This is a genomic window from Mucilaginibacter sp. Mucisp73, assembly GCF_059491465.1.
On record NZ_CP168507.1, the window covers coordinates 3316565 to 3343351 of the forward strand.

Annotated in this window: 22 protein-coding genes; 13 read left to right on the plus strand and 9 right to left on the minus strand. The window is 42.2% G+C overall.

Translation table 11 applies throughout. The features are described 5' to 3' along the window. Positions 1-66 precede the first annotated feature (66 nt). Complete coding sequence (locus ACEN82_RS13820; RefSeq protein ID WP_129568672.1) at positions 67-792, minus strand: glycosyltransferase family 2 protein; 726 nt, start codon at positions 790-792, stop codon at positions 67-69. Positions 793-874: 82 nt separating this feature from the next. Between ACEN82_RS13820 and pbpC the strand changes: the two genes are divergently transcribed. The 9 genes from pbpC to ACEN82_RS13865 all read left to right on the plus strand — a co-directional run bounded on the left by pbpC (position 875) and on the right by ACEN82_RS13865 (position 12030). Continuing rightward, the gene (gene pbpC, locus ACEN82_RS13825; RefSeq protein ID WP_413319994.1) at positions 875-3265 is read left to right on the plus strand and encodes a penicillin-binding protein 1C; all 2391 of its coding nucleotides are present in this window, start codon (positions 875-877) and stop codon (positions 3263-3265) included. A gap of 98 nt (positions 3266-3363) precedes the next feature. Next, positions 3364-4071, plus strand: coding sequence for a 3'-5' exonuclease (locus ACEN82_RS13830; RefSeq protein WP_090525031.1), 708 nt, complete (start codon positions 3364-3366; stop codon positions 4069-4071). 2 nt (positions 4072-4073) lie between these two features. After that, positions 4074-5771: an ABC transporter ATP-binding protein gene (locus ACEN82_RS13835; protein WP_413319996.1), complete on the plus strand. Its 1698-nt coding sequence runs from the start codon at positions 4074-4076 to the stop codon at positions 5769-5771. Positions 5772-5848: 77 nt separating this feature from the next. Next, on the plus strand, positions 5849-7987 hold the full coding sequence (rnr, locus tag ACEN82_RS13840) for a ribonuclease R (protein ID WP_413319998.1): 2139 nt from the start codon (positions 5849-5851) through the stop codon (positions 7985-7987). 89 nt (positions 7988-8076) lie between these two features. Continuing rightward, positions 8077-9051, plus strand: coding sequence for a polyprenyl synthetase family protein (locus tag ACEN82_RS13845; protein ID WP_090525026.1), 975 nt, complete (start codon positions 8077-8079; stop codon positions 9049-9051). A 13-nt stretch (positions 9052-9064) separates the two neighbouring features. Continuing rightward, positions 9065-9424: an energy transducer TonB gene (locus tag ACEN82_RS13850; RefSeq protein ID WP_413320000.1), complete on the plus strand. Its 360-nt coding sequence runs from the start codon at positions 9065-9067 to the stop codon at positions 9422-9424. 2 nt (positions 9425-9426) lie between these two features. Continuing rightward, entirely contained in the window at positions 9427-9840 is a 414-nt protein-coding gene (locus tag ACEN82_RS13855; RefSeq protein WP_413320002.1) for an energy transducer TonB, read from the plus strand. A 173-nt stretch (positions 9841-10013) separates the two neighbouring features. After that, positions 10014-11606 carry a M1 family metallopeptidase gene (locus ACEN82_RS13860; RefSeq protein WP_413320004.1) on the plus strand — a complete coding sequence of 531 codons (1593 nt, stop codon included), beginning with the start codon at positions 10014-10016 and terminating at the stop codon, positions 11604-11606. 4 nt (positions 11607-11610) lie between these two features. Next, positions 11611-12030 carry an energy transducer TonB gene (locus ACEN82_RS13865; protein WP_413320006.1) on the plus strand — a complete coding sequence of 140 codons (420 nt, stop codon included), beginning with the start codon at positions 11611-11613 and terminating at the stop codon, positions 12028-12030. A gap of 66 nt (positions 12031-12096) precedes the next feature. On the opposite strand, the gene rpmA is transcribed toward ACEN82_RS13865, so the two are convergent. The 4 genes from rpmA to ACEN82_RS13885 form a co-directional block, all read right to left on the minus strand. After that, positions 12097-12519 carry a 50S ribosomal protein L27 gene (rpmA, locus tag ACEN82_RS13870; RefSeq protein ID WP_110583361.1) on the minus strand — a complete coding sequence of 141 codons (423 nt, stop codon included), beginning with the start codon at positions 12517-12519 and terminating at the stop codon, positions 12097-12099. 49 nt (positions 12520-12568) lie between these two features. Then, the gene (gene rplU / locus ACEN82_RS13875; protein WP_090467954.1) at positions 12569-12877 is read right to left on the minus strand and encodes a 50S ribosomal protein L21; all 309 of its coding nucleotides are present in this window, start codon (positions 12875-12877) and stop codon (positions 12569-12571) included. Positions 12878-12952: 75 nt separating this feature from the next. Beyond that, entirely contained in the window at positions 12953-13459 is a 507-nt protein-coding gene (locus ACEN82_RS13880) for a hypothetical protein (protein WP_176624186.1), read from the minus strand. Positions 13460-13875: 416 nt separating this feature from the next. Then, the gene (locus tag ACEN82_RS13885; protein WP_413320009.1) at positions 13876-15267 is read right to left on the minus strand and encodes a dicarboxylate/amino acid:cation symporter; all 1392 of its coding nucleotides are present in this window, start codon (positions 15265-15267) and stop codon (positions 13876-13878) included. Between the two features lie 263 nt (positions 15268-15530). On the opposite strand from ACEN82_RS13885, the gene ACEN82_RS13890 reads away from it, so the two are divergent. The 4 genes from ACEN82_RS13890 to ACEN82_RS13905 are packed head-to-tail and all read left to right on the plus strand — an operon-like array spanning position 15531 to position 17751. Further along, the gene (locus ACEN82_RS13890; protein ID WP_413320011.1) at positions 15531-16058 is read left to right on the plus strand and encodes a hypothetical protein; all 528 of its coding nucleotides are present in this window, start codon (positions 15531-15533) and stop codon (positions 16056-16058) included. Positions 16059-16099: 41 nt separating this feature from the next. Further along, the gene (locus ACEN82_RS13895; RefSeq protein ID WP_090525007.1) at positions 16100-16597 is read left to right on the plus strand and encodes an RNA polymerase sigma factor; all 498 of its coding nucleotides are present in this window, start codon (positions 16100-16102) and stop codon (positions 16595-16597) included. Further along, the gene (locus tag ACEN82_RS13900) at positions 16584-17174 is read left to right on the plus strand and encodes a hypothetical protein (RefSeq protein WP_090525003.1); all 591 of its coding nucleotides are present in this window, start codon (positions 16584-16586) and stop codon (positions 17172-17174) included. Before ACEN82_RS13895 ends, ACEN82_RS13900 begins: the two co-directional genes overlap by 14 nt. Positions 17175-17199: 25 nt before the next feature. After that, positions 17200-17751 (plus strand): GNAT family N-acetyltransferase, encoded by a 552-nt coding sequence (locus tag ACEN82_RS13905; RefSeq protein WP_413320013.1) that lies wholly within the window; start codon positions 17200-17202, stop codon positions 17749-17751. Between the two features lie 62 nt (positions 17752-17813). On the opposite strand, the gene ACEN82_RS13910 is transcribed toward ACEN82_RS13905, so the two are convergent. Genes ACEN82_RS13910 through ppk1 form a run of 4 tightly spaced genes read right to left on the minus strand, consistent with a single transcriptional unit; the run spans position 17814 to position 26782 of the window. Beyond that, on the minus strand, positions 17814-20171 hold the full coding sequence (locus ACEN82_RS13910; protein WP_413320015.1) for a GAF domain-containing protein: 2358 nt from the start codon (positions 20169-20171) through the stop codon (positions 17814-17816). Between the two features lie 25 nt (positions 20172-20196). Further along, the gene (locus tag ACEN82_RS13915; protein WP_413320017.1) at positions 20197-23802 is read right to left on the minus strand and encodes a BamA/TamA family outer membrane protein; all 3606 of its coding nucleotides are present in this window, start codon (positions 23800-23802) and stop codon (positions 20197-20199) included. Between the two features lie 51 nt (positions 23803-23853). Beyond that, positions 23854-24750, minus strand: coding sequence for an SdiA-regulated domain-containing protein (locus ACEN82_RS13920; RefSeq protein ID WP_413320019.1), 897 nt, complete (start codon positions 24748-24750; stop codon positions 23854-23856). Then, complete coding sequence (gene ppk1 / locus ACEN82_RS13925; protein ID WP_413320021.1) at positions 24737-26782, minus strand: polyphosphate kinase 1; 2046 nt, start codon at positions 26780-26782, stop codon at positions 24737-24739. Before ppk1 ends, ACEN82_RS13920 begins: the two co-directional genes overlap by 14 nt. Positions 26783-26787: the final 5 nt, after the last annotated feature.

The window sequence follows — 26787 nt, forward strand, 5'->3', positions numbered from 1 at the left end:
ATTCTTGCTGACAATTTCCGTGAAGAAGAAATACGGTTAATGAAAGCTACTCCGGCAGAAAAACTCTTACTTTGATTTAAACAAGCCATATTTAAGAATACAGTAAATGGCCCTAACCCCATCCTTCCATCCTATCTTTTTGCCTTCTTCATAAGTACGGCCATAATAGGAAATACCTACCTCATAGATCCTGATCCGGTGCACCCTCGAGATCTTTTGGGTAACCTCAGGCTCAAAGCCAAAACGCTTTTCAGTGAGCTTTATGGATTGGATAACTTTGGTATTGAACAATTTATAGCATGTTTCCATATCAGTAAGGTTAAGATTGGAAAACATGTTTGAAGCAAAGGTAAGCCATCTGTTGCCAATGGTATGCCAAAAAAACAGGATACGGTGAGGGTTACTTCCCATAAACCTGGAACCATAAACCACATCGGCAAAACCTGCTACTACGGGTTTCAACAGGTCGTTGTATTCAGCGGGATCATATTCAAGGTCGGCATCCTGGATGATCAGGTAATCGCCTGTAGCTTTTGCTATACCTGTATGTAAAGCTGCTCCCTTACCTTTGTTTACTTCATGCTTAAAGTACTGAATGTTAACTTCGGGGTTGGCAAGTTTATATTTATAAATAGCTGCTTCTGTATCATCCTTTGAGCAATCATTTACAATGATCACTTCTTTTTCAATATCGTTGATAAGGTTTACCTCCTTAATTTTATCCAAAATTAAATGTATGGTTTTACCTTCGTTGTAAGCCGGGATAATAATTGATAATTTTTGTATCGTCATTTATTGTATTATTGCCTCGTAGATTTTTGCCACAATTATAGTTGTATAAACCTGAACTGGCTTAATATTTTTATATTTAGTAATGCAATTTGTGCTAAAACGAGCTAAAAGTTATTTAAAAAAGCCTAAAGTTATAGTATCGCTTTTCTTTTTGTTTGTTTTAACCCTGATATTTTGGTTTTGTTTGCCCAATCCTTTATTTAATAGTCCCACCTCTTACGTAATTGACGACGATCAGGGCCAGTTACTCGGTGCATCCATAGCAAATGATGGCCAATGGCGCTTTCCTTATAATCCCACAGTACCCGAAAAATTCAAACAGTGCATTATCACTTTTGAGGATAAACGCTTTGAGCGCCACCCCGGCTTTGATATTGTTGCCTTTAGCCGGGCCATCAAACAAAACCTGAGCTCGAAAAAGGTAAGCAGCGGCGGCAGTACTCTTACTATGCAGGTGATCAGGCTGGCTACCAGGCATAAACGCAATATCTGGAATAAACTGAAAGAGATTTTCATGGCAATGCGCCTTGAAGTAACCCATAGCAAAAGCGAAATTTTAGCGTTATATACCAGTAACGCCCCCTTCGGCACCAATGTCATTGGGCTGGATGCAGCGTCATGGCGATATTTTGGCCGCAGCCCTGATAAACTTTCCTGGGGCGAAATGGCGGCTATGGCTGTTTTGCCTAACTCGCCCTCATTGGTACACCCCGGCAGGAACAGGGCAATACTGCTTCGAAAAAGGAATTTATTATTGGATAAATTGCATAAGGCAGGTATCATTGATAGTACCACTGCTGCCCTTGCCCGGCTTGAGCCTGTGCCCGACAGACCGATGGCCCTTCCTCAACTTGCTCCGCACCTGCTGCAACGTTTTAAAGCCGATCATCAGGCTAAGCCCAACGGAGATACCCGCATTACAGGCAGCATCAAATCGTCGCTTCAGCAACAGGTAAACGATATCCTGGAGCAGCATCATAGTTTATTAAAGGCTAACGATATCAATAACATTGCCGCCATTGTACTTGATGTTGAAACAGGTGCAACACTTGCATATGCCGGTAACATATCCCACCGGGAGGACCCGCAAATGGAGAGCGATGTTGATGTGATAGATGCTCCGCGAAGCCCGGGAAGTACTTTGAAGCCGCTGTTATACGCGGCAATGCTGCACGACGGGCTGATATTACCCAATAGCCTGATGCCCGATGTACCTACCATGATCGCGGGTTACCATCCCGAAAACTTCGATCTGGGTTATGATGGTGCTGTCCCCGCATCGCGGGCCTTATCCCGTTCGCTGAATGTACCGGCGGTTAAAATGCTGCAGCAATACAAATACGAACGCTTTTATGATTTTTTGCATAAAGCAGGCATCACCACTTTAACCAAACCTGCCGATCACTATGGACTGTCGTTAATATTGGGCGGGGGTGAAAACACACTTTGGGAATTAAGCGGTGCTTATGCTGATATGGCGCGTGTGCTTAATCATTACAACAAAAACGGCGGTAAGTATAACCCTGCCGATTTTCATAATCCTGTTTACGAAAAGAAGCTTGCAGCCAAACCTGAACTTGAAAAGTCCGGGCTGCTGGATGCAGCATCTATTTATTACACTTTCCAGGCCATGGAGGAAGTGATGCGGCCGGGCGAGGAAATGCTTTGGCAGCAATTTAGCTCGAGCCAGCGCGTGGCCTGGAAAACCGGTACAAGCTTTGGCTTTCGCGATGGATGGGCAATTGGGGTTACTCCTAAATATGTTGTTGGCGTTTGGGTTGGCAATACCGATGGCGAGGGCCGGCCGGGCTTAACGGGCATTAACACAGCTGCACCTGCTCTGTTTGAAATCTTCAGGCTATTGCCCGTATCGCGCGATTGGTTTGAAATGCCCATGGGCGAAATGGTGAAAATAAATGTGTGCAAACAAAGCGGCTACCGGGCCGGGCAATACTGCCAGGATGCAGATGAGCAATATGTACCCAAAAGCGGCCTGAAAGCCCCTGTTTGTCCTTACCATCAATTGGTGCATTTATCTGCCGATGCCAAATGGCAGGTAAACGGTAATTGTGAGCCGCCGGATAACATCCTCAATAAAAGCTGGTTTGTGTTGCCGCCATCTATGGAATATTATTACAAAGCCAGAAACTATCAATATCATGTACTCCCGCCCTTTCGCCCGGATTGTATCCAGGCCGACAATGGAAATACAATGGAAGTCATCTACCCTAAAAACGGCGCTAAAATATACGTGCCCCTTGAAGCAGACGGCACCCGTGGCCGCATGATTTGCAACGCAGCACACCGCCAGCCAGGTATGAAGATTTTTTGGCACCTGGATGATCAGTACGTTGGCGAGACCAAAGATTTTCACCAGGTGGCTTTAAACCCACCTCCGGGCAAACATATTCTTACGTTGGTTGATGGCAACGGCAATACTATCAGCATAGCGTTTGAAGTATTGAAGAAATAAAAACACAACTTATCGATTTTAATTTTTCTGTAAACTAAATGTCCGCAGCAACCATCTACTAACTTTATCATTATATTGGCTCGATAATTTTTAACCGGATGCTTGAACAGTACGATCTGCATAATTTATTGGTAATTGATATCGAAACGGTGCCGCAGTACAGCACCCACGAACAACTGCCCGAAAATCTGCAGGTTTTATGGGAACTAAAAACCCGGCATCAACGCAAAGATGAACCTGCTGACATTCATTATGAGCGCGCCGGCATCTGGGCCGAGTTTGGTAAAATAGTTTGCATTTCGGCTGGGATCTTTATTGCCGGGAAAAACATTGGCTTGAGGGTAAAATCTTTTGCATCACATGATGAAAAAGAATTGCTTACCAAGTTCTGCAACCTGTTGGTCAGTCAGCCGCCCAACCTTATTTTATGTGCTCATAATGGCAAGGAATTTGACTTCCCGTACCTATGCCGCCGTTTACTGGTAAACGGCATACCAATTCCGCCGCAGCTGCAAATAGCGGGTAAAAAGCCCTGGGAGATTGTCCATTTAGATACCATGGAATTATGGAAGTTTGGCGATCACAAACACTACACTTCCTTAAACCTGCTTACCACAATTTTTAATATCCCAACCTCCAAAGACGATATAGATGGCAGCGATGTAGGCCGCGTATACTGGAATGAAAACCAGTTGGAGCGCATTTGCGCTTATTGCCAAAAAGATGTGATAGCTACAGCACAACTATTAAGACGTTACCGCGGCGAAGAACTGATAGCAGACGAATTTATAACCATTGTAGGCTAATAATGCTTAAAGTCAGTGATCTGTCGGTTAGTTTTAAGAATGGTAAAAACCAGTTCACAGCGGTAAAGGGAATTTCTTTTACACTTAACAAAGGTGAAACCATTGGCATTGTCGGCGAATCCGGCTCGGGCAAATCTGTTACCTCCCTTGCCCTGATGCGTTTGCTTAATGAAGATCAGTCCCTAATAGATGGCTCTGTACTTTTAAATGGTGTATGCCTGTGCAAATTATCGGAAGATGAAATGCGGCGTGTGCGCGGCAACCAGGTAGCCATGATTTTCCAGGAGCCCATGACCTCGCTTAACCCGGTACTTACTTGTGGCTTTCAGCTTACGGAAGCTATCAGGTTGCATTTAGGATCAAGTAAAGCTGAGGCTAAACAAAAAACCATTGAGCTGTTTAAAGAAGTACAATTACCGCGGCCCGAAGCCATATTCAACAGCTATCCTCACCAGATTTCGGGCGGACAAAAACAACGGGTAATGATAGCGATGGCTTTGGCCTGCAACCCGGAGATTTTGATTGCCGATGAGCCCACCACTGCACTTGACGTTACCGTGCAAAAAACAATCATTGAGCTGCTGCACAAGCTTAAAGCTGAAAGGCATATGAGCCTGATCTTTATATCGCATGATTTGGGTGTGATCAAAGAGATTGCCGACCGGGTTTTGGTGATGTACAAAGGCGAAATTATAGAGGAAGCAGCGGTAAAAGATCTATTCGCAAATCCCCGGCACCCTTATACTAAAGGATTGCTGGCCTGCCGCCCTTCCCCGCAGCAGCATTTGAAAAAACTCCCTGTTGTGGCCGATTTTCTGGATGGGGCCAGGCCCGCAGTAACTATAGAAAGCATCAGGGAATTATATTATTACCCGGACACCGAAATCGCCAAAAGAAAGCGTAAACTATATGAACAGCAGCCTTTGTTAAGGGCAGATAAATTAAATACCTGGTTCCCTACAGATACGGGGCTTTTCAAACGAAAAGATCATGTTGTAAAAGCAGTGAATAATGTAAGCTTTGATGTGTACCCGGGCGAAACCTTAGGTCTGGTTGGCGAATCGGGCTGTGGAAAAACCACTTTGGGGCGAAGTATTTTAAGGTTGATAGAACCTACTTCGGGGAAGGTCTCTTTTGATGGTACTGATCTTCGTGAACTTAAAAAAAATGAGTTGAGGCAGATCAGAAAAGATATCCAGATCATTTTTCAGGATCCATACTCATCATTAAATCCTAAGCTTACCGTTGGGCAATCGCTTATGGAGCCATTGCAGGTACATCAGTTTTACAGTAACGATACAACCCGCAAACGAAAGGTACTTGAATTGCTTGAACGGGTCAATCTGCTGCCCGCACATTTTGACCGTTATCCGCATGAGTTTTCGGGCGGGCAACGGCAACGGATTGTTATTGCCCGGGCTTTGGCGCTCCAGCCTAAATTTATCATTTGCGATGAATCAGTATCGGCGCTTGATGTATCGGTTCAGGCCCAGGTATTAAACCTCATCCGCGAACTACAAGACGAACTTAAATTGACCTATATCTTTATTTCGCATGATTTGGCCGTGATTAAACATATCTCCGACCGGATTATGGTGATGAACAAAGGCGAAATACTGGAAACCGGCTATCCCGACGATATTTATTATCGCCCAAAAGAAGAATATACCAAAAGGCTGATCGCTTCAATACCGGGTTGATTAAAACTGCTTTATCCATCACTATTGGGCCAAGATAGGGTCCCAAAATTCTGTATCTTTGATGCAAATACTATTCTATGTCTAAACGTAAGAAAAACAACTCTTCTATACACCAGGTACTTACCCAAATGGTACTTGATATATTTGAACAAAACGGCAATACGCCACTCAATTATAAACAGGTTTCTGCTAAATTAAACGTCCGTGACCCCGAATCGCGCGAGATCATCTACGACATCTTAAAAGACGAGGTTAAAAAATCGGTATTAAAAGAAATCGCTCCGGGCAAATTCCAGCTGCTTGAACTTAAAACCTTTATTGAAGGCGTAGTTGACCTTACCAACGATGGTTCGGCCTTTATCGTTACCGATGACGAGTTTGAAAGCGATATTTTCATCGCTCCGCGTAAGCTTCGCACCGCCCTTAACGGCGACCGTGTGAAAGTTTATGTATACGCCAAAAGTAAAGGCAAGCACAAAGAAGGCGAGGTTATCGAAATTCTGCAGCGCGCCAAAATGGAGTTTACGGGCATTGTTAAACTCTCAGAACGATACGCGTTTTTTATTCCCGATGATCGTAAGATGATGCACGATATTTTCATCCCCATTAGCGAGCTTAACGGGGCTAAAAATGGCATCAAAGCTGTAGCCGAAATTACCGACTGGCCAACGGAAGCTAAAAACCCTATCGGAAGGATCAAACATATCTTAGGAGCCCAGGGTGAAAACGATACGGAGATGAACGCCATCCTGGCCGAATATGGTTTTCCGCTATCATTTCCTGCCGAGGTTGAGCATGATGCTGAAGAAATTCCGGATGTGATCACGCCCGAAGAAATTGCCAAACGCCGTGATTTCCGAAACATCACCACCTTTACCATCGACCCATTTGATGCCAAAGACTTTGACGATGCCTTATCCTACCGTGTACTGGAAAACGGAAATTACGAAGTCGGTGTTCACATTGCCGACGTATCACACTACATCATTCCCGATTCGGCTTTGGATAAAGAAGCTTTGGACAGAGCCACATCTGTTTACCTCGTTGACAGGGTAATCCCAATGCTTCCTGAAAGGTTATCAAACGGTCTTTGCTCTCTTCGCCCTAAAGAAGAAAAGCTCTGCTTTTCGGCCGTTTTTGAAATGGATGAAAATGCCAATATTATTACCGAATGGTACGGCAAAACCATCATCTACTCCGACAGGCGCTTTACCTACGAAGAAGTGCAGGAAGTAATAGAAACCGGCGAGGGTGATTTTAAAGAAGAAATATTTAAGCTTAACGCGCTTGCCTATAAACTGCGCGACCGCAAATTTAAAAACGGCGCTATCAGTTTTGAAACCACTGAGGTTAAATTCAAGCTGGATGAAACCGGCAAACCAACGGGCGTTTATGTAAAAGAACGCAAAGACGCCCACAAACTCATTGAAGATTTTATGCTACTTGCCAACCGTAAAGTAGCCGAGCGTGTAAGCAAAATGGGCAAGGGCAAACACAGATACACTTTTGTTTACCGTGTGCATGATTCGCCCAAACCTGATGCGCTGGCTAATTTTGCTCAGTTTGCAGCAAGGTTTGGTTATAAGATCAACACCAAATCTGACAAGGAAACAGCCAAATCCCTCAATTACCTGATGGAGGATGTGGAAGGCAAAAAAGAGCAGAACGTATTAACCCACTTGGCTATCCGTTCAATGGCGAAGGCTATATACACAACCAAAAGCAGCAGCCATTATGGTTTGGCTTTTGATCATTACACGCACTTTACCTCGCCAATCCGTCGTTACCCGGACGTGATGGTACACAGACTGCTGTTCCATTATTTAAATGGCGGCCAATCGGCCAATGCCGAGTTTTATGAAAAACTATGCTCACACAGTTCTTTAATGGAGAAAAAAGCAGCAGATGCAGAGCGTTCTTCAGTAAAATACAAACAAGCAGAGTATCTTCGCGACCAGGTTGGCAACACCTTTATGGGTATCATATCGGGCGTTACAGAATGGGGTATGTATGTAGAAATCATTGAAAACAAATGTGAAGGCATGATCCGCCTGCGTGATATTTCGGATGATTTTTACACTTTGGACGAGAAAAACTATGCCATCATCGGTCAGCGTAAAAAGAAAATTTACCAACTGGGCGATGAAGTAAAGATTAAAGTAAAACAGGTTGATCTGACCAAAAAACAGATAGACTTTATATTGGTACAAGAATAATGAACCGTGATTCGCCTGATTTTAGGATTTCCTGATATTTATAATCAAGTCGATCCTAAAATCAAGAAAATCAGGGTTCCCGTAAATAAATGAAACAACTTACAGAGTTACAGTTACTAATAAATGATGCAGTAGGCAAACTAAGCTACCCGGCTTACCCCGCCGATCTGTATGAACCGATAAGCTATATTTTATCTATTGGCGGCAAACGTATGCGCCCTGCCCTGCTCCTGTTGGCCTGCGACCTTTTTGGAGGCGACGTTGACAGGGCTATTGAACCCGCACTGGCTATAGAGGTATTCCATAATTTCACGCTGATGCATGATGATATTATGGATAAAGCCCCGCTCCGCCGTGGCAAAGCAACTGTGCATGAAAAATGGAACGCCAATGTCGCTATCCTCTCCGGCGATGCCATGATGGTAGAAGCCAACCGCATGATGATGAAGGTTGATGACAGCATTTTGCGTAATGTACTTGACGTTTTTAACGATACTGCGACCGGCGTGTGCGAAGGCCAGCAAATTGATATGAGCTTTGAACAGCGTAACGATGTAAGTATCGAAGAGTACATCAACATGATCCGCCTTAAAACTGCTGTACTGTTAGGTGGTACATTAAAAATCGGCTCCATCATTGGCGGTGCAGCTTTAACCGACGCTGATTTGATTGATTCTTTCGGGGTTAACCTTGGTATAGCCTTCCAGCTACAGGACGACATACTGGATGTTTATGGCGATCCTGAAAAGTTTGGCAAGCAGGTTGGCGGCGATATCATCTCCAATAAAAAAACCTTTTTATTGATCCGCGCACTTGAACTGGCTAAAGATAGCCAAGCGCAAACTTTAAATCATTGGCTAAATGCTATTGAATTTGACAGCGTAGAAAAAGTTAAAGCCATAACAAACATTTACAACGAACTTGATATCAGGCAGCATGCTGAAAAAGCCATGCAAACCTATGCTGATAAGGCTTTTGCAGCCCTCGACGCTATTGATCTGCCCGAAGATCATAAACAATACCTGCGAGATTTTGCAGACGGCTTGCTGGTGAGGGAGAATTGATTTATATTTAAGGATGAAGAAATTTTTACCCATCCTTATCATTCTTATTTGCTCAATAAGCGCGAAAGCCCAAAAACTAACGCCGCCGCATTTTCGTGGAGGCGACAAGGCTTTTCATGATTTTTTAAAAGAAAATTTGAAATGGCCAAAGGATTCACTTGTTAAGCAAGGTATAGTCAAAGTAAGTTTTTATGTGGAGAGTAATGGTTTACTGTCGGGCATTAAACTTGTACAAGGTTTTGCTCCTGAATTTGACAAGGAAGCTTTAAGAGTTATTAACCTTTCTCCAAGGTGGGTTCCTGCTACTCGCGATGGCAAGTTTATCAAATCAAAATATTCTGTGCCCATTCTATATGAATCAATAGAATTGTGAGCATGAAAACAATTTTCGTTATCATATCTTTATCGTTTTGGCCGATCTTAGTAAAAGCGCAAACTGAAACTTCTAAAATTGATACCGAAGAGTATAAATCCAGTTGTGGCATTAAGGTAGACAAGCAAGCAGAATTTCCAGGCGGCACCAATAATTTCTTCATTTTCGTGAGAAAAAATTTGCGATGGCCGGTTAAAAGTCAGGATATTGAAGGGCGGGTGATAGTTGAAGCAACAATTACGAGAAACGGCAAATTAACAGACGCAATTGTAAAAAGAGGTTTATCCAAAGAACAAGACAGGGAGGCATTGCGGTTAATTAATAAAAGCCCTAAGTGGGAACCAGCCATGTTAAATGGCAAAGCGATAGATTCTAAATATTATATCATTATTTCGTTTAAAAGAGATATAGAATAGTTAACTCTACCACAATGGACGAGGAAAATAAAACTAACGAAAACAGGGCTGCGTGAGATTGTGGATGCCCAAGCCTTGTAAATTATTCATTCAACAACTGAAAACCAGCAATTTTGTACACCAACCGTTAGCCAGCCAGATATGCTGTTATATTTTAAACCCAACAACATTAAATGAAAAAGTTCTCATTTATTTTAATGATCTTGTTATCGTCAGTCTCCCTGTATGCCCAAACCCTCACCTCAGGCGGAAAGCTGAAACCCGAGCAAGCTATAATGGATGTGCGGCATTATACCATTTCGCTTGCTGTTGATCCTGTACAGAAAACCATTGATGGTTTTACTACCATTGATGTAATCATGGCGAAACCCACCAGGGTTTTATTGTTTGACCTGTTAGATTCTTTAACTATCAGCAAGGTTTTAGTAAATGGCAAACAGGAAGCATTTGAATACAAGAATAACCTCATTACCATTAATACAGCCAAAGAACTACCGGCTGGCAAAGCAAGCGTTAAAGTAATTTATGGCGGTAAGCCCCATGTTGCCCGTCGCCCACCATGGGACGACGGTTTTATCTGGACACAAGACTCGACCAGACACCAGTGGATGGCCATCACGGCCGAAGGTACAGGCGGCAAATTGTATTTCCCTTGTAAAGATCACCCCTCCGACGAACCAAACGAGGGTGTAGACATGTTCATCACCGTTCCTAAAGATCTGGTGGTTGCAGGTCCGGGGTTGTTAAAAGGCGTAAGCAAGCAAAAGGAAACAGCAACTTTCCATTGGCAAACCAAATACACCATTAACAATTACAGTATCTTGTTCAATGCAGGTGACTATACCGTAGTAACTCGTCCGTATACTACTGTAGATGGGCATAATGTGCCCATCCAGTTTTATGTATTAAAAGAGCATGCCTCTAAGGCCGAGCACCATCTTGACATCTTTGTAAAAACAATTAAAGAGCAGGAGAAATATTTTGGTGAATATCCCTGGGTAAAAGAAAAGATAGGTATTGTTGAAACTCCTCACCTGGGCATGGAGCATCAAACCATGAACGCTTATGGTGCCAAATTTAAATACACCAAAGTTGGCGGCGAGGATTATGACGGCCTCATGCACCACGAGTTTGGCCACGAATGGTGGGGCAATAAAGTTACTGCTAAGGACTGGGCCGATTACTGGATCCACGAGGGGATTTGCACCTACGGCGACGCGCTTTACGTAAGGGAATTTGAAGGCGAGAAAGCTTATATCAAATTTTTCCAAAGTTCAGCACTGTCGTTCGGCAATAAAATCCCGCTCGTTATCGGTAAAGATATCGATGAGGAATCAGCTTATAATGGTGATATTTATGGTAAAGGGGCTTTCTTTATGCATACACTCAGGTATATTATGGGCGATAGTACCTTCTTCCCCACCCTTAAAGGTTTTGTTACCGACCCGCGCTACACCTATAGCAATTTAGCAAGTACTGATGATGTGATCCAATATTTCAGCAAAGCTGCCGGTCAGGATCTCAAGCCGCTGTTTGATTTGTACATCTATTCAATCAATAAACTGGAAGTACATGTTAAGGCCCAACGTGGCGATAAATACCAGGTTCAGTTGCTCAATATCGATATGCCATTGCCAATTGATATCACTGCAGATGGCATTACTAAACGCTATACGCTTGATAAAAAAGGCATTACCATAACCAGCAAAACTATGCCGGTTATTGATCCTGATACTTACTATTTAAAGAAACTGATCATCGAATAAACACGTGAGATATCTGCTTGTATTTGGTTTGATTATTATATTACCTGTTGCGTTGTTTGCACAAGGCAAAGCTCAAAGGGAGCATGTTAAACCAGATACAACAGTTTATAAAACAGTAGATGTACAGCCAGAATTTCCCGGAGGCATAGAAAAGTGGACAAATTATCTTTTTAAAGTACCGATACCAAAAGACTACGACAAAGAGAATACACAAGCCAGTTTTCTTATACAAGTGATTATAGAAACCGACGGAAGTGTAACGCATGCCAGTGTCAAAAGGAAAATAAACAAAGCAATGTGCAAAGCATTCATTGCTCATGTAAACAAATCACCAAAATGGAAACCGGGGCGTATTAATGGCAAACCGGTAAGGGTTTTGTATAGTTCTCCTATTAGTTGTTTTATGCTGCAATCTGACAAATAATCACAAAACAAAAAATCCCGATCAAAACTGACCGGGATTTTTTATATCCTAATACTTGTTAACTGATTATTCAGCTACAGTTTCTTCAGCAGCATCAGCAGCTTCTTCTTTTTTAGCTTTTGGTGCAGCAGCTTTCTTTGCTTTTGGAGCTTCTTCAGCAGCAGGAGCTTCAACAGCTACAGCTTCTTTTTTAGCTTTTGGTGCAGGTGCAGCTACTTCTTCAACTTCAGCAGCTTCAAAAGGAACTACTGATACGTATGAACGATTATCAGCTTTCTTTTTGAAAACTACGATACCTTCGGCCAGTGCAAATAAAGTATGATCTTTACCAAGACCAACGTTTAAGCCTGGGTTGTGTTTAGTACCACGCTGACGTACGATGATGTTACCTGCAATTGCTGGCTGACCACCGAAAATTTTGATACCTAAACGCTTGCTATGTGACTCACGACCGTTTCTTGAACTACCGGCCCCTTTCTTATGTGCCATTTTTTATATCTTTTATGGAATTGCAGAACAACTCCGGTTCAACCTTTAATTATAATGTAATACCGGTGATCTCAATCTTGGTAAATTGCTGACGGTGACCGTTTTTCTTTTTGTAACCTTTTCTTCTTTTCTTTTTGAAGATAATTACTTTATCACCTTTTAAATGTGACACGATCTTAGCCGATACTTTAGCACCTTTCAAATCAGAACCTAATTTGAATTTACCTTCGTTTTCTGCTAACAATACACTGTCAAATTCAATACTAGCGCCTTCATCGCCTTGTAACCTGTGTACAAAGATCTGCTGGTCTTTGGCAACTTTAAATTGCTGTCCTGCTATACTTACTATTGCGTACATGTTTGTTAAATATTGTTTTAAATTTCGAGGTGCAAATATAGGGATTGATTATTTAATAAACAACATCCCAATATTTTATTTTTTACCACGGTTCTCTACGTCGGTAAGTTTTTTCTGAATCTCGGCTATCAATCGCTGATTAGCATCAATTAGTTTAGGATTACCAAAGTAATCAGTATCAAAGATCACGCGCTTGGTTTTTTCCTTGTATTTGAACTCAATAATGTACCGAACAGCTTTTCCATCAGCAACTTTCGACGTATCACCGGTTTCTTTGGATGGGAAATCCCAAAAACCAAGGTCGGCCGCTTTACGGTGCAGGTATAGCAGATCATCTTTAGTCAAGCGTAAATGCTCTTTCACCAGCGAATCGCGCTTGTCGAGATATTGAAACATGCCGGTATGTGAATCGTATTTATTCACAAGGCTGTCCTTATGGCCATATTGAAAACTGATCGATTCAAAATCAACAAAACGGTATGGTGCGTTCTTGATCATCATACCATAATAATAAACGCAGTACAGTATAAACGGCACCACAACAGTCATGATCAGGAATACTTTTTTTAAACGGGGAGACATATGTAAGTAATTAGTGAGTTAGTGAATTAGTGAGTTAGTGAATTTATTTTTTCGCCCGTCATTGCGAGGTACGAAGCAATCGCGAACTTTACAGAGCGCCTATGCTTTCCAGAGATCATTAATAGCTCTGATTGATTTTACAGGTATTAATGAGTTCCTTTTTTGTCGACTGTCTTCGTTCTTTATAATGGCTTACTTCTAAGCTATCGATTATTATTTTTCTATTTGTTTATAAACTTGGGCGTTGCCTGCGGCCCGGGCTTTCCGTTACAAGTCCTCGCCTTTCCTGCCCGCAATCCCAGCCCGCGCTGTGGGCTTTACACTGCAATCCCTAACGCGGCCCCTGCGCATATCCCTGAAATATATTTTGTGCACCATCACTGCTGATTCCAGGTTTCCCACAATGAAGGCATGTTTTATTCTCTTATTATTTGGGTACCTACTTCTTCTCCTTCCCATTTGCTTACAACCGCTGTGGCCATTGCATTTCCAAGAACATTGGTAGCAGAACGGCCCATGTCAAGCAACGGATCAATACCTATCAGCAAAAACAAACCTGCTTCAGGGATATTGAACATAGCCAGCGTACCTGCAATAACCACCAGCGACGCCCTTGGCACACCGGCCACACCTTTACTGGTAAGCATCAGCACCAGTAACATAGATAACTGGTGCCCGAATGAAAGATGAATATCATATGATTGCGCCAGGAACAATGATGCAAAGGTCATATACATCATCGAACCATCCAAATTAAACGAATAGCCCAATGGCAATACAAAGCTCACTATTTTATTGCTACAGCCAAATTTCTCCAGTTCTTCCAATACTTTTGGATAAGCGGCCTCACTTGTTGAGGTACTGAATGCTATCAGCATAGCGTCCTTAATACTGTTAAGCAGCCTGAACACAGGCTTTCTTAATACAATGTATCCAGCCAATATAATTACCGACCATAACACAATCAACGAAAAATAAAACTCGCTGATAAAAATACCATAGGTTGAAAGTACGCTTAGGCCCTGCTTGGCCACTACTGCAGTTATGGCACCAAATACGGCTAAAGGAGCCATTTTCATCACATAACCGGTAATCTTCATAATCACATGGGCAAAAGCATCCATCGCTTTGATTACTATTTTACCTTGCTCACCTATAGCAGCGGTAGCTACGCCAAAAAACAAAGAGAACACCACAATCTGTAAGATCTCATTATTGGCCATTGCCTCAATAAAACTCTTAGGGAAAACGTGACCAACGAATTCGGTTAATGATAATGCCGTTTTTTTAATGCCTGTACTTAAATGACTATCAGGCAGTGGCAAATGCATGGTCTTGCCTGGCTCAAACAGGTTAACCAATAGCATCCCTAATAATAAGGATACCAGCGTAGCGCTGATAAACCAGAGCATGGTTTTGCCGCCTATCCTGCCAACGGCTTTGATATCCCCTACCTTGGCTACGCCTACCACCAATGTGGTAAACACCAATGGAGCCACAATCATTTTAATGAGGTTAAGAAAAATCTTGCTCAGGATGTTATAAAGCTCAAGTTTATCCTCCCGCGCATCTGTAGCCTGGCCTTGCAATTTAACCTGGGCAATTCTTTGTAACTTAAGGTCTTTGTAGGCTGCAACTGAGGTATCGGGTAATGCTTCTATTTTTTTGTCGATACTTTTAACAGTAGCACCGGCGGTACTGAGTTGTTTATTAAGATCGGCGAAAACGTAGGTGTTATAAATATAACCGGCTATCACACCCAATACCAGTGCGATAAAAATGAAGAGCGTCAGTCTGCTTTTTTTCATTTAATTTAATAAGCCTGCAAAACTACAAAATTTACGCGCTGTTTAAACTGCTATGGGAATATTCCATTTTCCGTTTAAATCGGATGAGGAAATAAAATCGTTGCACCCAGCAAACGCTATTTTAATTTCTTAACTAATTTTGCGAACTACATTAATTACATCAATATAATTAGTAGAACCTAATTCGTTCTAATTGAATCAAGCTTAAATGCAATTCGTGAAAAATATTTAAACAATTAGTATTTTGCCTGCTTATTTACAACATGACTACTACCGCCTACGGATTACAGCATATAAAAAAAGAAATTCAGCACCTGCCTAACGAGCAGCTGGCCGAATTAATGCTGCGCCTGGCACGCTACAAAAAGGAAAACAAAGAGCTGTTGGCCTACCTGCTTTTTGAAGCCCATGATGAAGCCGCCTTTGTAGAAAAAGTAAAAGCCGAAGCCGGCTTCATGTTCAGCCAGTTATCATCATTAAGTTACAACGCTGCAAAGGGCATGCGCAAAATATTGAGATTGCTGAGTAAATACAGCAAGTTTATGGCATCAAAAGGTGCTGAGATTGAATTGCTGATCAATTTTTGCGAAAATTACCTTGAATATGCCGACAGGCGTACATCATACAAGCCTTTAAGGCTGATATTAATAAGGCAGGTTGAAAAGATCCGTGGCTTAATCAATAAGCTCCACGAAGACTTACAGTTTGATTACCAGGACAGTTACAATAAACTAATAAGCGATGCCGAAAGCAAGCTGGGCTGGTTTAAAAAGAATGATCACTTGTTGTAACATATAAAGCTTAACATCGTCTAAATATAAAATTAACTGAAGTGGCCAACAAAGAAGCAGCATTCAAGCAGATATATGAAGCTAATTCTAAAAAGATATTCCATCTGTGCTATGGTTATACCGGCGATGACGATGCCGCCAACGACCTGCTACAGGAAACCTTTTTAAAGGTTTGGCAAAATTTAGAGAAATTCCGTAACCAGGCCATGATATCAACCTGGATTTACCGAATTGCTGTAAATACCTGTTTAACCTATTTGCGCTCGGAAAAACGCCAGGCCAAAGACGAACTAACCCCACAATTAGCAGAAACAAAACGAGAAGAACTATCGGATAAAAACGAGCAGGTAGCTTTGCTCTATAAGTGTATTTCAAAACTGGAAGAATCAGAAAGGATTATTATAACTATGGTACTTGATGAGGTGCCATACCCCGAAATTGCTGAAATTTCGGGTATATCAGAAGGGAACCTGAGGGTGAAAATTTATCGTATAAAACAAAAATTAACGGAGTTATATAACCAGTATGAAAGACTTTGATCATTTGATGTCGGTTTGGCAGGGACAGCCAAAACCAGATCAGCTTTCGGTGGATGAGGTGCTGAAGCAGGTAAAGAAGGGAATAAGGAGTATAACCCAAAAGTTATACTGGAGTATTGTGGCCATGGTTGTAACCGTTGCGTTTGCTTTTGTCGTCACTTTTTTCCTGGCATTTAAGTCTGCAGTTACTACTATCGGGATCCTCATCGTACTGGTAACCATGTTGATGTATCTTTCGTTAATGGTACGTCATTATCACATTTTGAGCAAGCGCGATGCAACCCTCAATCCTGCCGAATATCTTGACAGCCTCAAAGCATATCAAAAAAACCGGAGCAAAGTTATAGGCTGGTTTTATTATACCTATATATTGTTGCTAAGCGCCGGTTTAGCCATGTATTTTATCGAGGTACTTGAACATTCATCCCTCACTTTTAAAATAGTAACATATACATCAATCGGGATCTGGTTTTTGTTCACTACGTTTTACCTTAAACCCCGGATGTTTAAGAACGAGGAAGAAAAGCTAAACCTTATGATTGACAGACTGGTGAGGTTGAAAGAACAATTTGATTAAAGGATTAGTTTTTTAGATTTGCCTGATGGCTATTTCCGAAACTGTAACAATTAAAAAATTAACTTTGGCTGATGCCGACGTATTATTGGAGTTAAGCAAAAAAACGTTTTTTGATTTCTTTGCTCATTTAAATAAACCAGAAGATATGGAGGCTTATGCATCTGTAGCTTTTACGCCGCAAAAAATACAAGCAGAACTCAGCAACCCAAACTCATACTTTTATTTTGCAATATCTAACGGCGAGATAACCGGCTATCTCAAGCTAAATTACGGTCCGGCCCAAACAGAATTTCAGGACCCTAATGCTGTCGAAATAGAACGGATCTATGTTTTGGCCGAACATCACGGCAAAAAAATAGGCCACCAATTTATTGATTTCGCCTTAAAAGAAGCCGCCGGTAAAAACTTGCAATACGTTTGGCTTGGTGTTTGGGAACACAACCAAAAAGCAATTGCCTTTTATGAAAAACATGGCTTTGAAGTATTCAGCAGCCATGAATTTGCCCTGGGAAGCGATAAGCAAACCGATTTATTAATGAGGAAAGCGATCTTATCAAGCTCAAAGCCGAAAGCCTAAGGCTGAAAGCTTTTTTTGCTTTATTTGATTTCTTGCCGCTTTAAGCTTTCAGCCTTAGGCTTTTAGCTATTTAATAACGGCAATTGATAATTAACTCCAACCCTTAACGCTTTTAAGCCTGTAACGCCCTGTAACTCTTCCAGTTCAAGATATTCCAGGTCATCCAGCAAGTAACCCTGTACTTGCAGGTACCTGATGTACTCGTCATATTCAGCAGCTTCTGTTGGGTTAAAATATACCATGGCTATTTTGCCGGGCTGGGTAAGGCGTTCAAAAGTTCCTGCTATTAAAACTTTATCAATCCGCTTTTTTACCACCTCGTAACGGATATTATAGGCCCCCTCAACGTCAAAACGCCTTTCATCGTTTCTGAAACTGATATCTATAGCGTTTGAGTGAATAAATATTAAGTGCGTGGTTTGCAAAGGACGTGAAAGCTGATCGCCAAGGTCGTTTGTCATCCGGGCTATCTCGGCCATTGATCGTAACTGCCACAAACGGATATTTTTAAGGTACAGCATATCGAAAACGCGTTGCGGCGCTATTGATTGCCCTATGTAAATATCATATTCCACCCCATCGGTACGGAATTTTTCAAAATAACAGGGAAATGATTCCTGCACTTCTGTCTGAGCCTGCTCCAGGTATTGGTTGATAGAAGTATTGATAAGCTGCATGGAGGTTTCCAGGTTACGCCTGTTTTCAAACGAAGCGCCGGTTTCCTCATTCATGGCATTAAAATACCTGTCAATAGTTTCCCTTTCGGCAGGGTAATTATTTCTGAAATGCTCCAGGAAAGGATTAATCTCGTTATGAAGGAAAGTATCCAGCATCAATTCATCATTGGTAGTAATATAACCGCTGATGCGTTCGAGCCACTCTTCGCATTTAGATACCAGCTTGCCGGTAAGGCTTAAATGAATATTTTCATTTAAAACCTGGAGCGTTTCAATAAGTATGGTGAGCAGATTTTTCAAATCCTCCTGCAGGGCGCTGTTACGCTCAACCGTGGAGTTACGGATATCAACCGCACCAAATAAAGGGTAAACATGGCTGAATGATACTGTTTCAATTTCGGGGCTCTTTTTCCTCTTTCTTTTTTCCTTAAGATAATTCCAGGCCACTTCATTAAACTTCCATTGAACCGACGGTTGCAACGAGGTAAATTTATTTTTGATAACACTTGAAATGCGGGCCTCGAACTGATCGATGCTGTTTTGCAGCAATTGGGCAATCAGCGGGATAGTAGCCTGTAATTTCGAGAGCAGTTTTTCGTAAAAAACTATCTCTTTATACGAAAACACTTCCATAATGCCCACATTCTTTTTATTGTAGTACACCGGGAAAATTCCGTAAGATTTAATGCCGGCTTGTTTCAAAACCTGCAAAAAGGGGAATTTACCTATCTTTTCGTCGGTAATGGAATTGAAAAAGATAGGCCTCGGGTTCTGGTTGTAATCATCAATGATGGCGTCAAACGTTTCTTCCGCAAGGTTAAAATCTTTAGCGGCCTTAAGCAGGATACTTCTGGAGCATTCGTCGTTATCAAAAATAGGCTCATTATTGATGGTTAAAAAAGGCATCAACCCAAACTCAATGCCCGGGCTTTCGGCAAGGGATTTTAGCGAGCTGATGATGTGTGCATATTGCTCATCCTCATTTGCCGAATGGTTAACAAGCTCAGTACGAATATTTTCAAGTGCATGCGTTAACGTTACATCTGTTAACGTAATTATTGTGAACCCCTTGAATTTAAAAATATTAAGCGGTATTACCTTTTCAATTAACTCAAGGCTGGTATGCGAATGTAAATAGGGTTCAATAGTATCAAAGCTAAGTTCAGGCAGTTCGCCATTCAATTCAATTTCCACGAAGCGGGCATCAGTCTGGATATTAAAATACCTTGAAAGACCGGTTTCAGGATCTTCGTATGAAAACAGCAATTCATTCTTAATTGCCGACGAAAAGCCATACATCCGTTCAAGGATCAGGTTATAAATGAACCGCTTTTGCCTGTCACTGAACATTTCATTCTTGGATACATTCAACGCATATAAATTAGAATGATGACTTGAATGGAAATCATAAAAAGCCTCAGTACTGAAAAAGATCTTATCAGGTACAGGTGTGCTTAGCGCCCAGTGAAATTCCTTTTCGTTAGCTATTGGCGGTGTCAGTATGGAGTAAATAAGCTCCAGCATTTCCCGGTATTTTTCGGCATCCGTGGGCCGCATATCCAGGTCAATACATATATCATGCTCAAAACGTTCCAAAACATAGCGATAGAACTCGCTTTTGAGCGTTTTTTCGGTAGCAATCCGTTCTTTTAAATGCGCCACGAACGGGTTAAATGTAAGGCATGTTTCAACCTGACAAATGGTGCATTCGTTTTTACTTATATTGAGTACTTCTGTGTGCATTTTTTAATTACAATTTTACCCTTCTTTAAAATCTGAAACTTGTTGAAAGATAAGGGTACCATCCTTCTTCAGAGTAACCGGCAATTATTTTAATAACTGCCAATCGTGCAGGTGCAACATAAAAACCTGCACCGGTGCCGTTGTGCCATTTATCTGAGCCTTGCCCGTTTTCCCAAACACGGCCTATATCATAAAATCCTATAACACCTATTTGTCCGGGAACTATATAACTGGCAAAATCAGTCAATTTTATCCTCAACTCCAGGTTATTATAAAAACTATGCTGGCCGGCAAACCTATAAAGCCTGTAGCCTAATAAGTTATCCTGCCCGCCTAAAAACAACGACTGATAAAAAGCGGTTTTTCCGATGGTAATGCCGCCGCCCACCCTATCGGCCAAAACAATAGTGCTTTTGGCATTCAGGCTTTTGTACAAAGCAACCTGGGGTATAAGCTGGGCAAAACTTGTGGAGTTATTATTTAAGCCATTAAACTCCTGAAGTTTAATATTTACAAAACTTCCCCAGGCCGGAAGTATCTTGTCATTGCGTTTATCACTGGTAAAGTTAACAACTATACCGGCATGTATTTTTGTTTTGTCAAAGGTATAACTGTCGGGCGCATTTGTGAGTAACGGATATGTAATAAATCGGCCGATATTGTCATCAACATCTAATTTATAGTACTGAAAAGCAGGACCTACCGTTACAGAAGTTCCCGATTCATTACGCCACCTAAAGGCTGGGCTAAAGGTAAAATTATCAAAGCGGGTACGATAATATTTGCGATAATCGCCAACTTTAACAAACAGCGTTTCGTTGCCCCTGCCAAAAAAATTGATGTTATCCGGAAAGTCGAGCTGGGCATCCATCAAAAAGTCGGCTTTTCCAAAAGCGTGGATCCACTCGCCGTTATATTTAATCTTAAAAGCCTTTGTTGTGAACGAGTGACTGGCAAATACTGTTTGCACATCGTTGTAAGGCAGTTTTTGAAAACCCTCCTGGTGAGTATATTTAAAACCTGCTCCAAGTAATACGCCCTCATCCGGGTTGTAAGAGATATTAGCCAGCGGCGCTATCACATTCATCAGATTAACTCTTAAGTATGACATATTAGCGCTATCCTTGCTTATGTGTTTGTTAACCCTTGATTCGTCGCTAGTTATACTCAGCTTTTTGCCCCGGTCATAAAGCTGTACCGTGTTAAGCGATTTTACAATATTGTAAGTTTTGGTGCCTGTGCTATCGATAAACCTCAGTTTTATTGGTGATGTGGCATTATCAAGTACTACCTTATCATCCCCGCCGCTTACATAAATGCGGAGCTCTTTGGTAATATCAGGATGATAATTCTGGTTCATAAGCGTATCCTTAATCTCACCATCTTTATTGATCTTATTGATGATCACGTTGAGGCTGCCATTAGGCTCATCTTTCACCGTTACCAGCTCATTTTTATTTGAAGTATGGATATCAACTATTTTATTGATGAATTTGTAGTAATACTCCATTTCGGCCGGGATATTGGCCCGACGCTCCTTCAGTTGCTTCAGCAATACATCATGTCTTAATTTGTACGATGATTCGGGCAGACGCCTTAAACCGGCTTCCAATACGTCGTCAGTTTCGGCTGCAACGAAATCATTTACAATTTTTGTCCACTGTTCATGGCTGTATTGTACCGATGGCCATCGTTGCATGAACATGGTTTTCCATAGAGAGTATTTTACGCTGTAGATCTCGCCGCTAAAGCCCTGCAGGTTCGGCGCAATCCATGGCTGCGCTGCTATGGTTGGCAATACACCCTGGTTGGTGTAAAATACCTGATCGCGGTCGCGGGGAACGGCGGTATAAAACTTGCCTTTCCCTTTATCCTCATCGCGCCAGCGCCACTGGTCGCCGTGCCTGTCCCAGTCGCCAATAAGCAAATCGAGCAGGCGGGCACGTAAAAATTCGTCGCCATCTACTGTATTATCATTATCCTCCAGCATTTTACCGATCATCTTCACGGTATTATCGGATTTGCCACCTGGTTCGCGTTCTTCAAGTAAACAAACTTTATTGGCAAAAATATTAGCATATTGCCCTAAAACAGGATCTGGCGAAACCACACCGATTATCGGGTTGGCATGCGGCACACAGGCGGCATCAGCCAGCGGCGGTACTACCAACGCCGAAAACGGATGTTGGGCACTCATGGCATCATTAACCCAATCTTTGGCAAAGGTTTCCTGGAATTCATCGGGCAGGATCTTTTCGGGCTGTTTCTCCACGCTGCGGAGCACCCATTCTTTGCCATCCTTATCAATTAAACGAAGCGAGTGCGTCTGGAACCCACCGCCAATACTTTCTGCCTTTAAACCGCCATGAATTTGCGACAGCCTGATCACAGGCAGTTTTGTTTCGGCAGCCCACTCCTTACGATAGTTTTCGCCAAACCAGCGACGATGAAAATTACTTACGCTATCATATTTAGGATGAACCCTAACCATGATGCTATCTGCTTTGATAGGCGTATGCAAAGTATCAGGAACATTTTTTACAGATATATAAGGCTGCGTATACGTAAATACCTGCTTAATGCCTTTATCACTGTCGATGTAATAGGTAAAGCGCATCCGTTTATCTATTAACAGATCAGCAGTTACATAGCCCTGCGTTGCATCAGCAAAAAGTGAGTATTTGCCCTTAATTGCATAGGTTTGCTTGGCACCTGCGCCGCTAACCACCTGCAACTGTCTGCTTTTGATGAATTGCAGCCCATGCTCATGACCCGCCACATGGATAAGGTTTGGAAAACTGCCAAAAACAGCATCCACCTTTCTGATCATGTCTTTATACAAGGGATGCCCCAAATCTTCGGGGTTTGAAAATGTAGAGCGCAAAAACGGGTAAAGCGAACCTATAACAGGCAAGGGCACCCAAAGGTCTTTATTAGCCACTGTAAGCGGGAAAATATGATCTTTAAGTGAAAAATATCCACCATGTGTACCATAACTCTGGAATGGATGATGCGATGCCAGGATGATAACCTTGTCTTTATTCCGTTCAAAAATCAGCATGATCTTATCGGCAATGTCATCTTTGTTTTTACAATCGCACTCGCCGCCGGGGTTACTTTTATTGAATGGATATAACCACCATTCGCTGTCAAAGGCTATTACTGTAAGATCATTGGTAAGATTAATCTCAACAGGATCGGGGCAGCCATTTTCAGGTACCATTTTAAGCAGTTTATCGCCCTGCTGATTCAGGTACTCCCATTGGCGTTTTATTTTGGCCAAACCAAGCGGTCCCATCTTATCCCAGTCGTGATTACCGGGGATAAAATAAACCGGCGCTCCCGCGGCACGCATTGGCTGATATTGTGATTGCAGGATCTTTTGAGTTTCGGCCTCTTCGGGGCTACCCGGCAACCCCATCCCCCGTGGATAGATATTATCTCCAAGATAAAATACCGAGGTTTTATTTTTAAGCACATTGGCAGCTGCATGTTTTAAAACGGCGCTTTGCTGCATATCTATTTCGCCGGCGTCTCCAATAAGTATCATCCTGTACTGTACCGAATCCTGGGCCTGTACATTGAGTATGCCCAATAGTAAAACAAATAATAAGGGTAGTTTTTTAATCATGAGGTCCGGTTGGGATGTATATAGTATTGGGTTATCTGTGCTTCAATAGCACTATTTCTTATAGCTGAATTTCAAAATATTCCCCGCGCTTAACTGGTCGCCCTCGTTGGAGATGTACAGGTTACGCTGGTTGTCAAATGCCATACCTTCGGGCTGTCCGAATATGGTAACACTTAAAGGGTAAACGTTTTTCACTTTCCAGTTAACATCGGCAACTACCAGCATTTTATTTACCGACGAAAGGATATACCACTCATTGGTAAATGTATTTTTTGCTATTGCCGAAGGGCGGAACGGTACACGCTTTTTATCAGCCAACCGCTCAATTTCCTTAACATCTATTACAAAACTGCCGGTTTGTTTCAGGGTCCCGTCTGCCTGGATTTTCAAAATATAGCCGTTGCTGCTTTTGGATGTTTTTTCGTCGGCGCAATGTTTGCAAAGCACATAAACCAGGCCGGTCTTTTCATCGGCACACATAGCTTCAAACTCCCCCTGGGGTAGCTGGCCTTTAGTTTTTTGTACGTTGGTTGCTTCTTTAGTCCTAACCTGGCTAAACGGAAAAGTAAATAACGTACCATCGCTTTTTAACATGATCACCTGTTCACGGCAAATGGCCACATCCTCATAGTCACCGCTTTTGCCAAACTTGGTATAGTTAGCTTTTTTATCACCCAGTTTCAGGTTAAACAAAAAGCCTTCTTCGTCCTGCTCGGCATAAACCGAATCATTTTTACTATTGTGAAAGGCAAAACCTGAGATTTCGGTGAGATCTTCGGGCATTTTATATTTAACAGGATTATTAAGGTCGTATCCCGTCGGACTGGCAGGGATTGCCTTTTCTTTATTTTTACAAGAGATGATCAAAAAAACTACGGCCACGGCAAGCATGCCGGCTACATAAAGGGTCATTGCACGTTTAGCATCTTGTTTTTTAAACCCTGTCATATTTTTTTTGCTGTAAAAGTTCATAAATGGCGCGCTGCGATTGTACCTGCGGTTCAGTTTTATCAACCCTTATGTTTTGCAATTGTTCATTTAAATTTACGGCCTGCACATTATCGGCCAGTTGAATATCAAGCATGGCTATTACCTCGTTCCTGATACGTTCATCATAAACCGGAAAACACACTTCAATACGGCGATAAATGTTCCGGTTCATCCAATCGGCCGAACCCATAAATACCTCCTGGTTACCACCATTGTGGAATATAAAAATACGCCCATGTTCCAGGTATCGGTCAACAATACGCCTTATGGTAATATTTTCGCTCATGCCTGGTACTCCGGGGATCAGGCAGCAAATACTACGTACAATCATCCTGATCTTCACCCCCGCCTGCGATGCCTCGTAGAGTTTGCCAATCAATACCCGCTCTTCCAGGTTATTGAGCTTTATGGTGATCCCTGCCGGCTTCCCTTTACGGGCCTGCTCAATTTCCCTGTCAATAAGCTCAATAAACTTTGATTGCAAATTAAATTGAGCCACCAGCAGGTATTTAAAATCAATATCATATCCCTCGGCCGATTTTGCTTTTTTAGCAAGGTAGATGAACAGCAGGTCCATTTCGCGCAGTAATTGCGGATTGGCCGTCATCATGATATGATCGGTATAAAAGGCGGCCGTACTTTCATTAAAATTACCTGTTGCCAAAAGTCCGGCATATTTAACACGGCCATCAACAAGGCGCTTTACCAGGCCAACTTTGGCGTGTACTTTTATGGCCTTATCACTGTAAATGATATTGGCACCGGCTGCTTTTAGCTTTTTAGCCCATTTGATATTGTTGGCTTCATCAAAACGGGCTTTTAGCTCAACCAGTACCCTCACTTTTTTACCGCTTTGGGCAGCACTGATCAGCGCGTTTACAATCCGCGAATCGCTGGCTACGCGGTAAAGCGTTACGGAGATTTCCTCAACGTTTTCGTCGATAGCTGCCTCGTTAAAAAAGCGAAGAATGGAGTTATAGGATTGATAAGGCGCATGAAAAATACAATCGCCTTTATCTATATAATCAAATATGGATTCGTCCGCGCTGATCTGCCGGTTTACCAATGGCGGCCATTTGGTATATTTTAATGATGGAATACCTACCGGCAAACTCATTAAATCTTTAAGGTTATGATAAAAGCCACCTTCAACAATGCTTGATCCCTGTACGCCCAGCTTATCTTCAATTAAATGCAATATGCGCAGCGGGATACCCGGCTGATGCAAAAAGCGCGTCGCCAAACCCAGATCGCGTTTTTGCAGTTGTTTCTCAATCTGCTCCTGAACATCTCCATCATAATCATCTTTAAGCTCAAGCTCAGCGTCGCGGGTTATTTTGAAGCTGTAACAACCCTTTATTTCTTCAGTTTTGAAGATCTTGTTGAGATTGTAGCGTATAATATCATCGAGAAAAATGATATATTGTTTACCATCTACATTAACACTAAAAAACCGGGGTAGCTGGTTGGATGGAATATTGAGTATCACCGATCGCTCTTTTCCTTTATCTAACCCAAGGTTTACCAGGAAATACAAGTGGTTATTTTCGGGGAAGAATTGTTTTTTGCCGCCAACCAAATCAACAGGCTGCAAAAAAGCAAGTACCTGGCTATAAAAGTAGTCGTTCACCCTATCGGCTATCGTAGCCGGGATAGGTTCATTGAACAAAAGGTTTACATTGTTTTCCTTCAGCAGCGGAATAAGCCTGCCTGTAAAAACCTTCCCAAAGCGGTTTTGCTGAGCTTCTACCAGTTGCCGGGCTTTAGATAGCACATCCACGCTTTCATCGGTTTTATTAAGCAGGTTAAGCTTGTGCAGTGCCATTACCACCGGCATCCGCACGCGATAAAATTCGTCGAGGTTGGATGAGAATATAGCAAGAAAATTTACCCTTTCCATTACAGGGAGCTCTTCACTTTCGGCCTCCATCAATATGCGTTCATTGAAAAGTAACCAGCTCAGGTCCCTGTCGAAAAATGAGTATTCCATAGGCG

What these genes read in the sequence shown, in the direction of transcription:
- ACEN82_RS13820 (WP_129568672.1), bottom strand. Translation starts at nt 792, where the DNA reads ATGACGATACAAAAATTATCAATTATTATCCCGGCTTACAACGAAGGT.
- pbpC (WP_413319994.1), top strand. Translation starts at nt 875, where the DNA reads ATGCAATTTGTGCTAAAACGAGCTAAAAGTTATTTAAAAAAGCCTAAA.
- ACEN82_RS13830 (WP_090525031.1), top strand. Translation starts at nt 3,364, where the DNA reads ATGCTTGAACAGTACGATCTGCATAATTTATTGGTAATTGATATCGAA.
- ACEN82_RS13835 (WP_413319996.1), top strand. Translation starts at nt 4,074, where the DNA reads ATGCTTAAAGTCAGTGATCTGTCGGTTAGTTTTAAGAATGGTAAAAAC.
- rnr (WP_413319998.1), top strand. Translation starts at nt 5,849, where the DNA reads ATGTCTAAACGTAAGAAAAACAACTCTTCTATACACCAGGTACTTACC.
- ACEN82_RS13845 (WP_090525026.1), top strand. Translation starts at nt 8,077, where the DNA reads ATGAAACAACTTACAGAGTTACAGTTACTAATAAATGATGCAGTAGGC.
- ACEN82_RS13850 (WP_413320000.1), top strand. Translation starts at nt 9,065, where the DNA reads ATGAAGAAATTTTTACCCATCCTTATCATTCTTATTTGCTCAATAAGC.
- ACEN82_RS13855 (WP_413320002.1), top strand. Translation starts at nt 9,427, where the DNA reads ATGAAAACAATTTTCGTTATCATATCTTTATCGTTTTGGCCGATCTTA.
- ACEN82_RS13860 (WP_413320004.1), top strand. Translation starts at nt 10,014, where the DNA reads ATGAAAAAGTTCTCATTTATTTTAATGATCTTGTTATCGTCAGTCTCC.
- rpmA (WP_110583361.1), bottom strand. Translation starts at nt 12,519, where the DNA reads ATGGCACATAAGAAAGGGGCCGGTAGTTCAAGAAACGGTCGTGAGTCA.
- rplU (WP_090467954.1), bottom strand. Translation starts at nt 12,877, where the DNA reads ATGTACGCAATAGTAAGTATAGCAGGACAGCAATTTAAAGTTGCCAAA.
- ACEN82_RS13880 (WP_176624186.1), bottom strand. Translation starts at nt 13,459, where the DNA reads ATGTCTCCCCGTTTAAAAAAAGTATTCCTGATCATGACTGTTGTGGTG.
- ACEN82_RS13885 (WP_413320009.1), bottom strand. Translation starts at nt 15,267, where the DNA reads ATGAAAAAAAGCAGACTGACGCTCTTCATTTTTATCGCACTGGTATTG.
- ACEN82_RS13890 (WP_413320011.1), top strand. Translation starts at nt 15,531, where the DNA reads ATGACTACTACCGCCTACGGATTACAGCATATAAAAAAAGAAATTCAG.
- ACEN82_RS13900 (WP_090525003.1), top strand. Translation starts at nt 16,584, where the DNA reads ATGAAAGACTTTGATCATTTGATGTCGGTTTGGCAGGGACAGCCAAAA.
- ACEN82_RS13905 (WP_413320013.1), top strand. Translation starts at nt 17,200, where the DNA reads ATGGCTATTTCCGAAACTGTAACAATTAAAAAATTAACTTTGGCTGAT.
- ACEN82_RS13910 (WP_413320015.1), bottom strand. Translation starts at nt 20,171, where the DNA reads ATGCACACAGAAGTACTCAATATAAGTAAAAACGAATGCACCATTTGT.
- ACEN82_RS13915 (WP_413320017.1), bottom strand. Translation starts at nt 23,802, where the DNA reads ATGATTAAAAAACTACCCTTATTATTTGTTTTACTATTGGGCATACTC.
- ACEN82_RS13920 (WP_413320019.1), bottom strand. Translation starts at nt 24,750, where the DNA reads ATGACAGGGTTTAAAAAACAAGATGCTAAACGTGCAATGACCCTTTAT.
- ppk1 (WP_413320021.1), bottom strand. Translation starts at nt 26,782, where the DNA reads ATGGAATACTCATTTTTCGACAGGGACCTGAGCTGGTTACTTTTCAAT.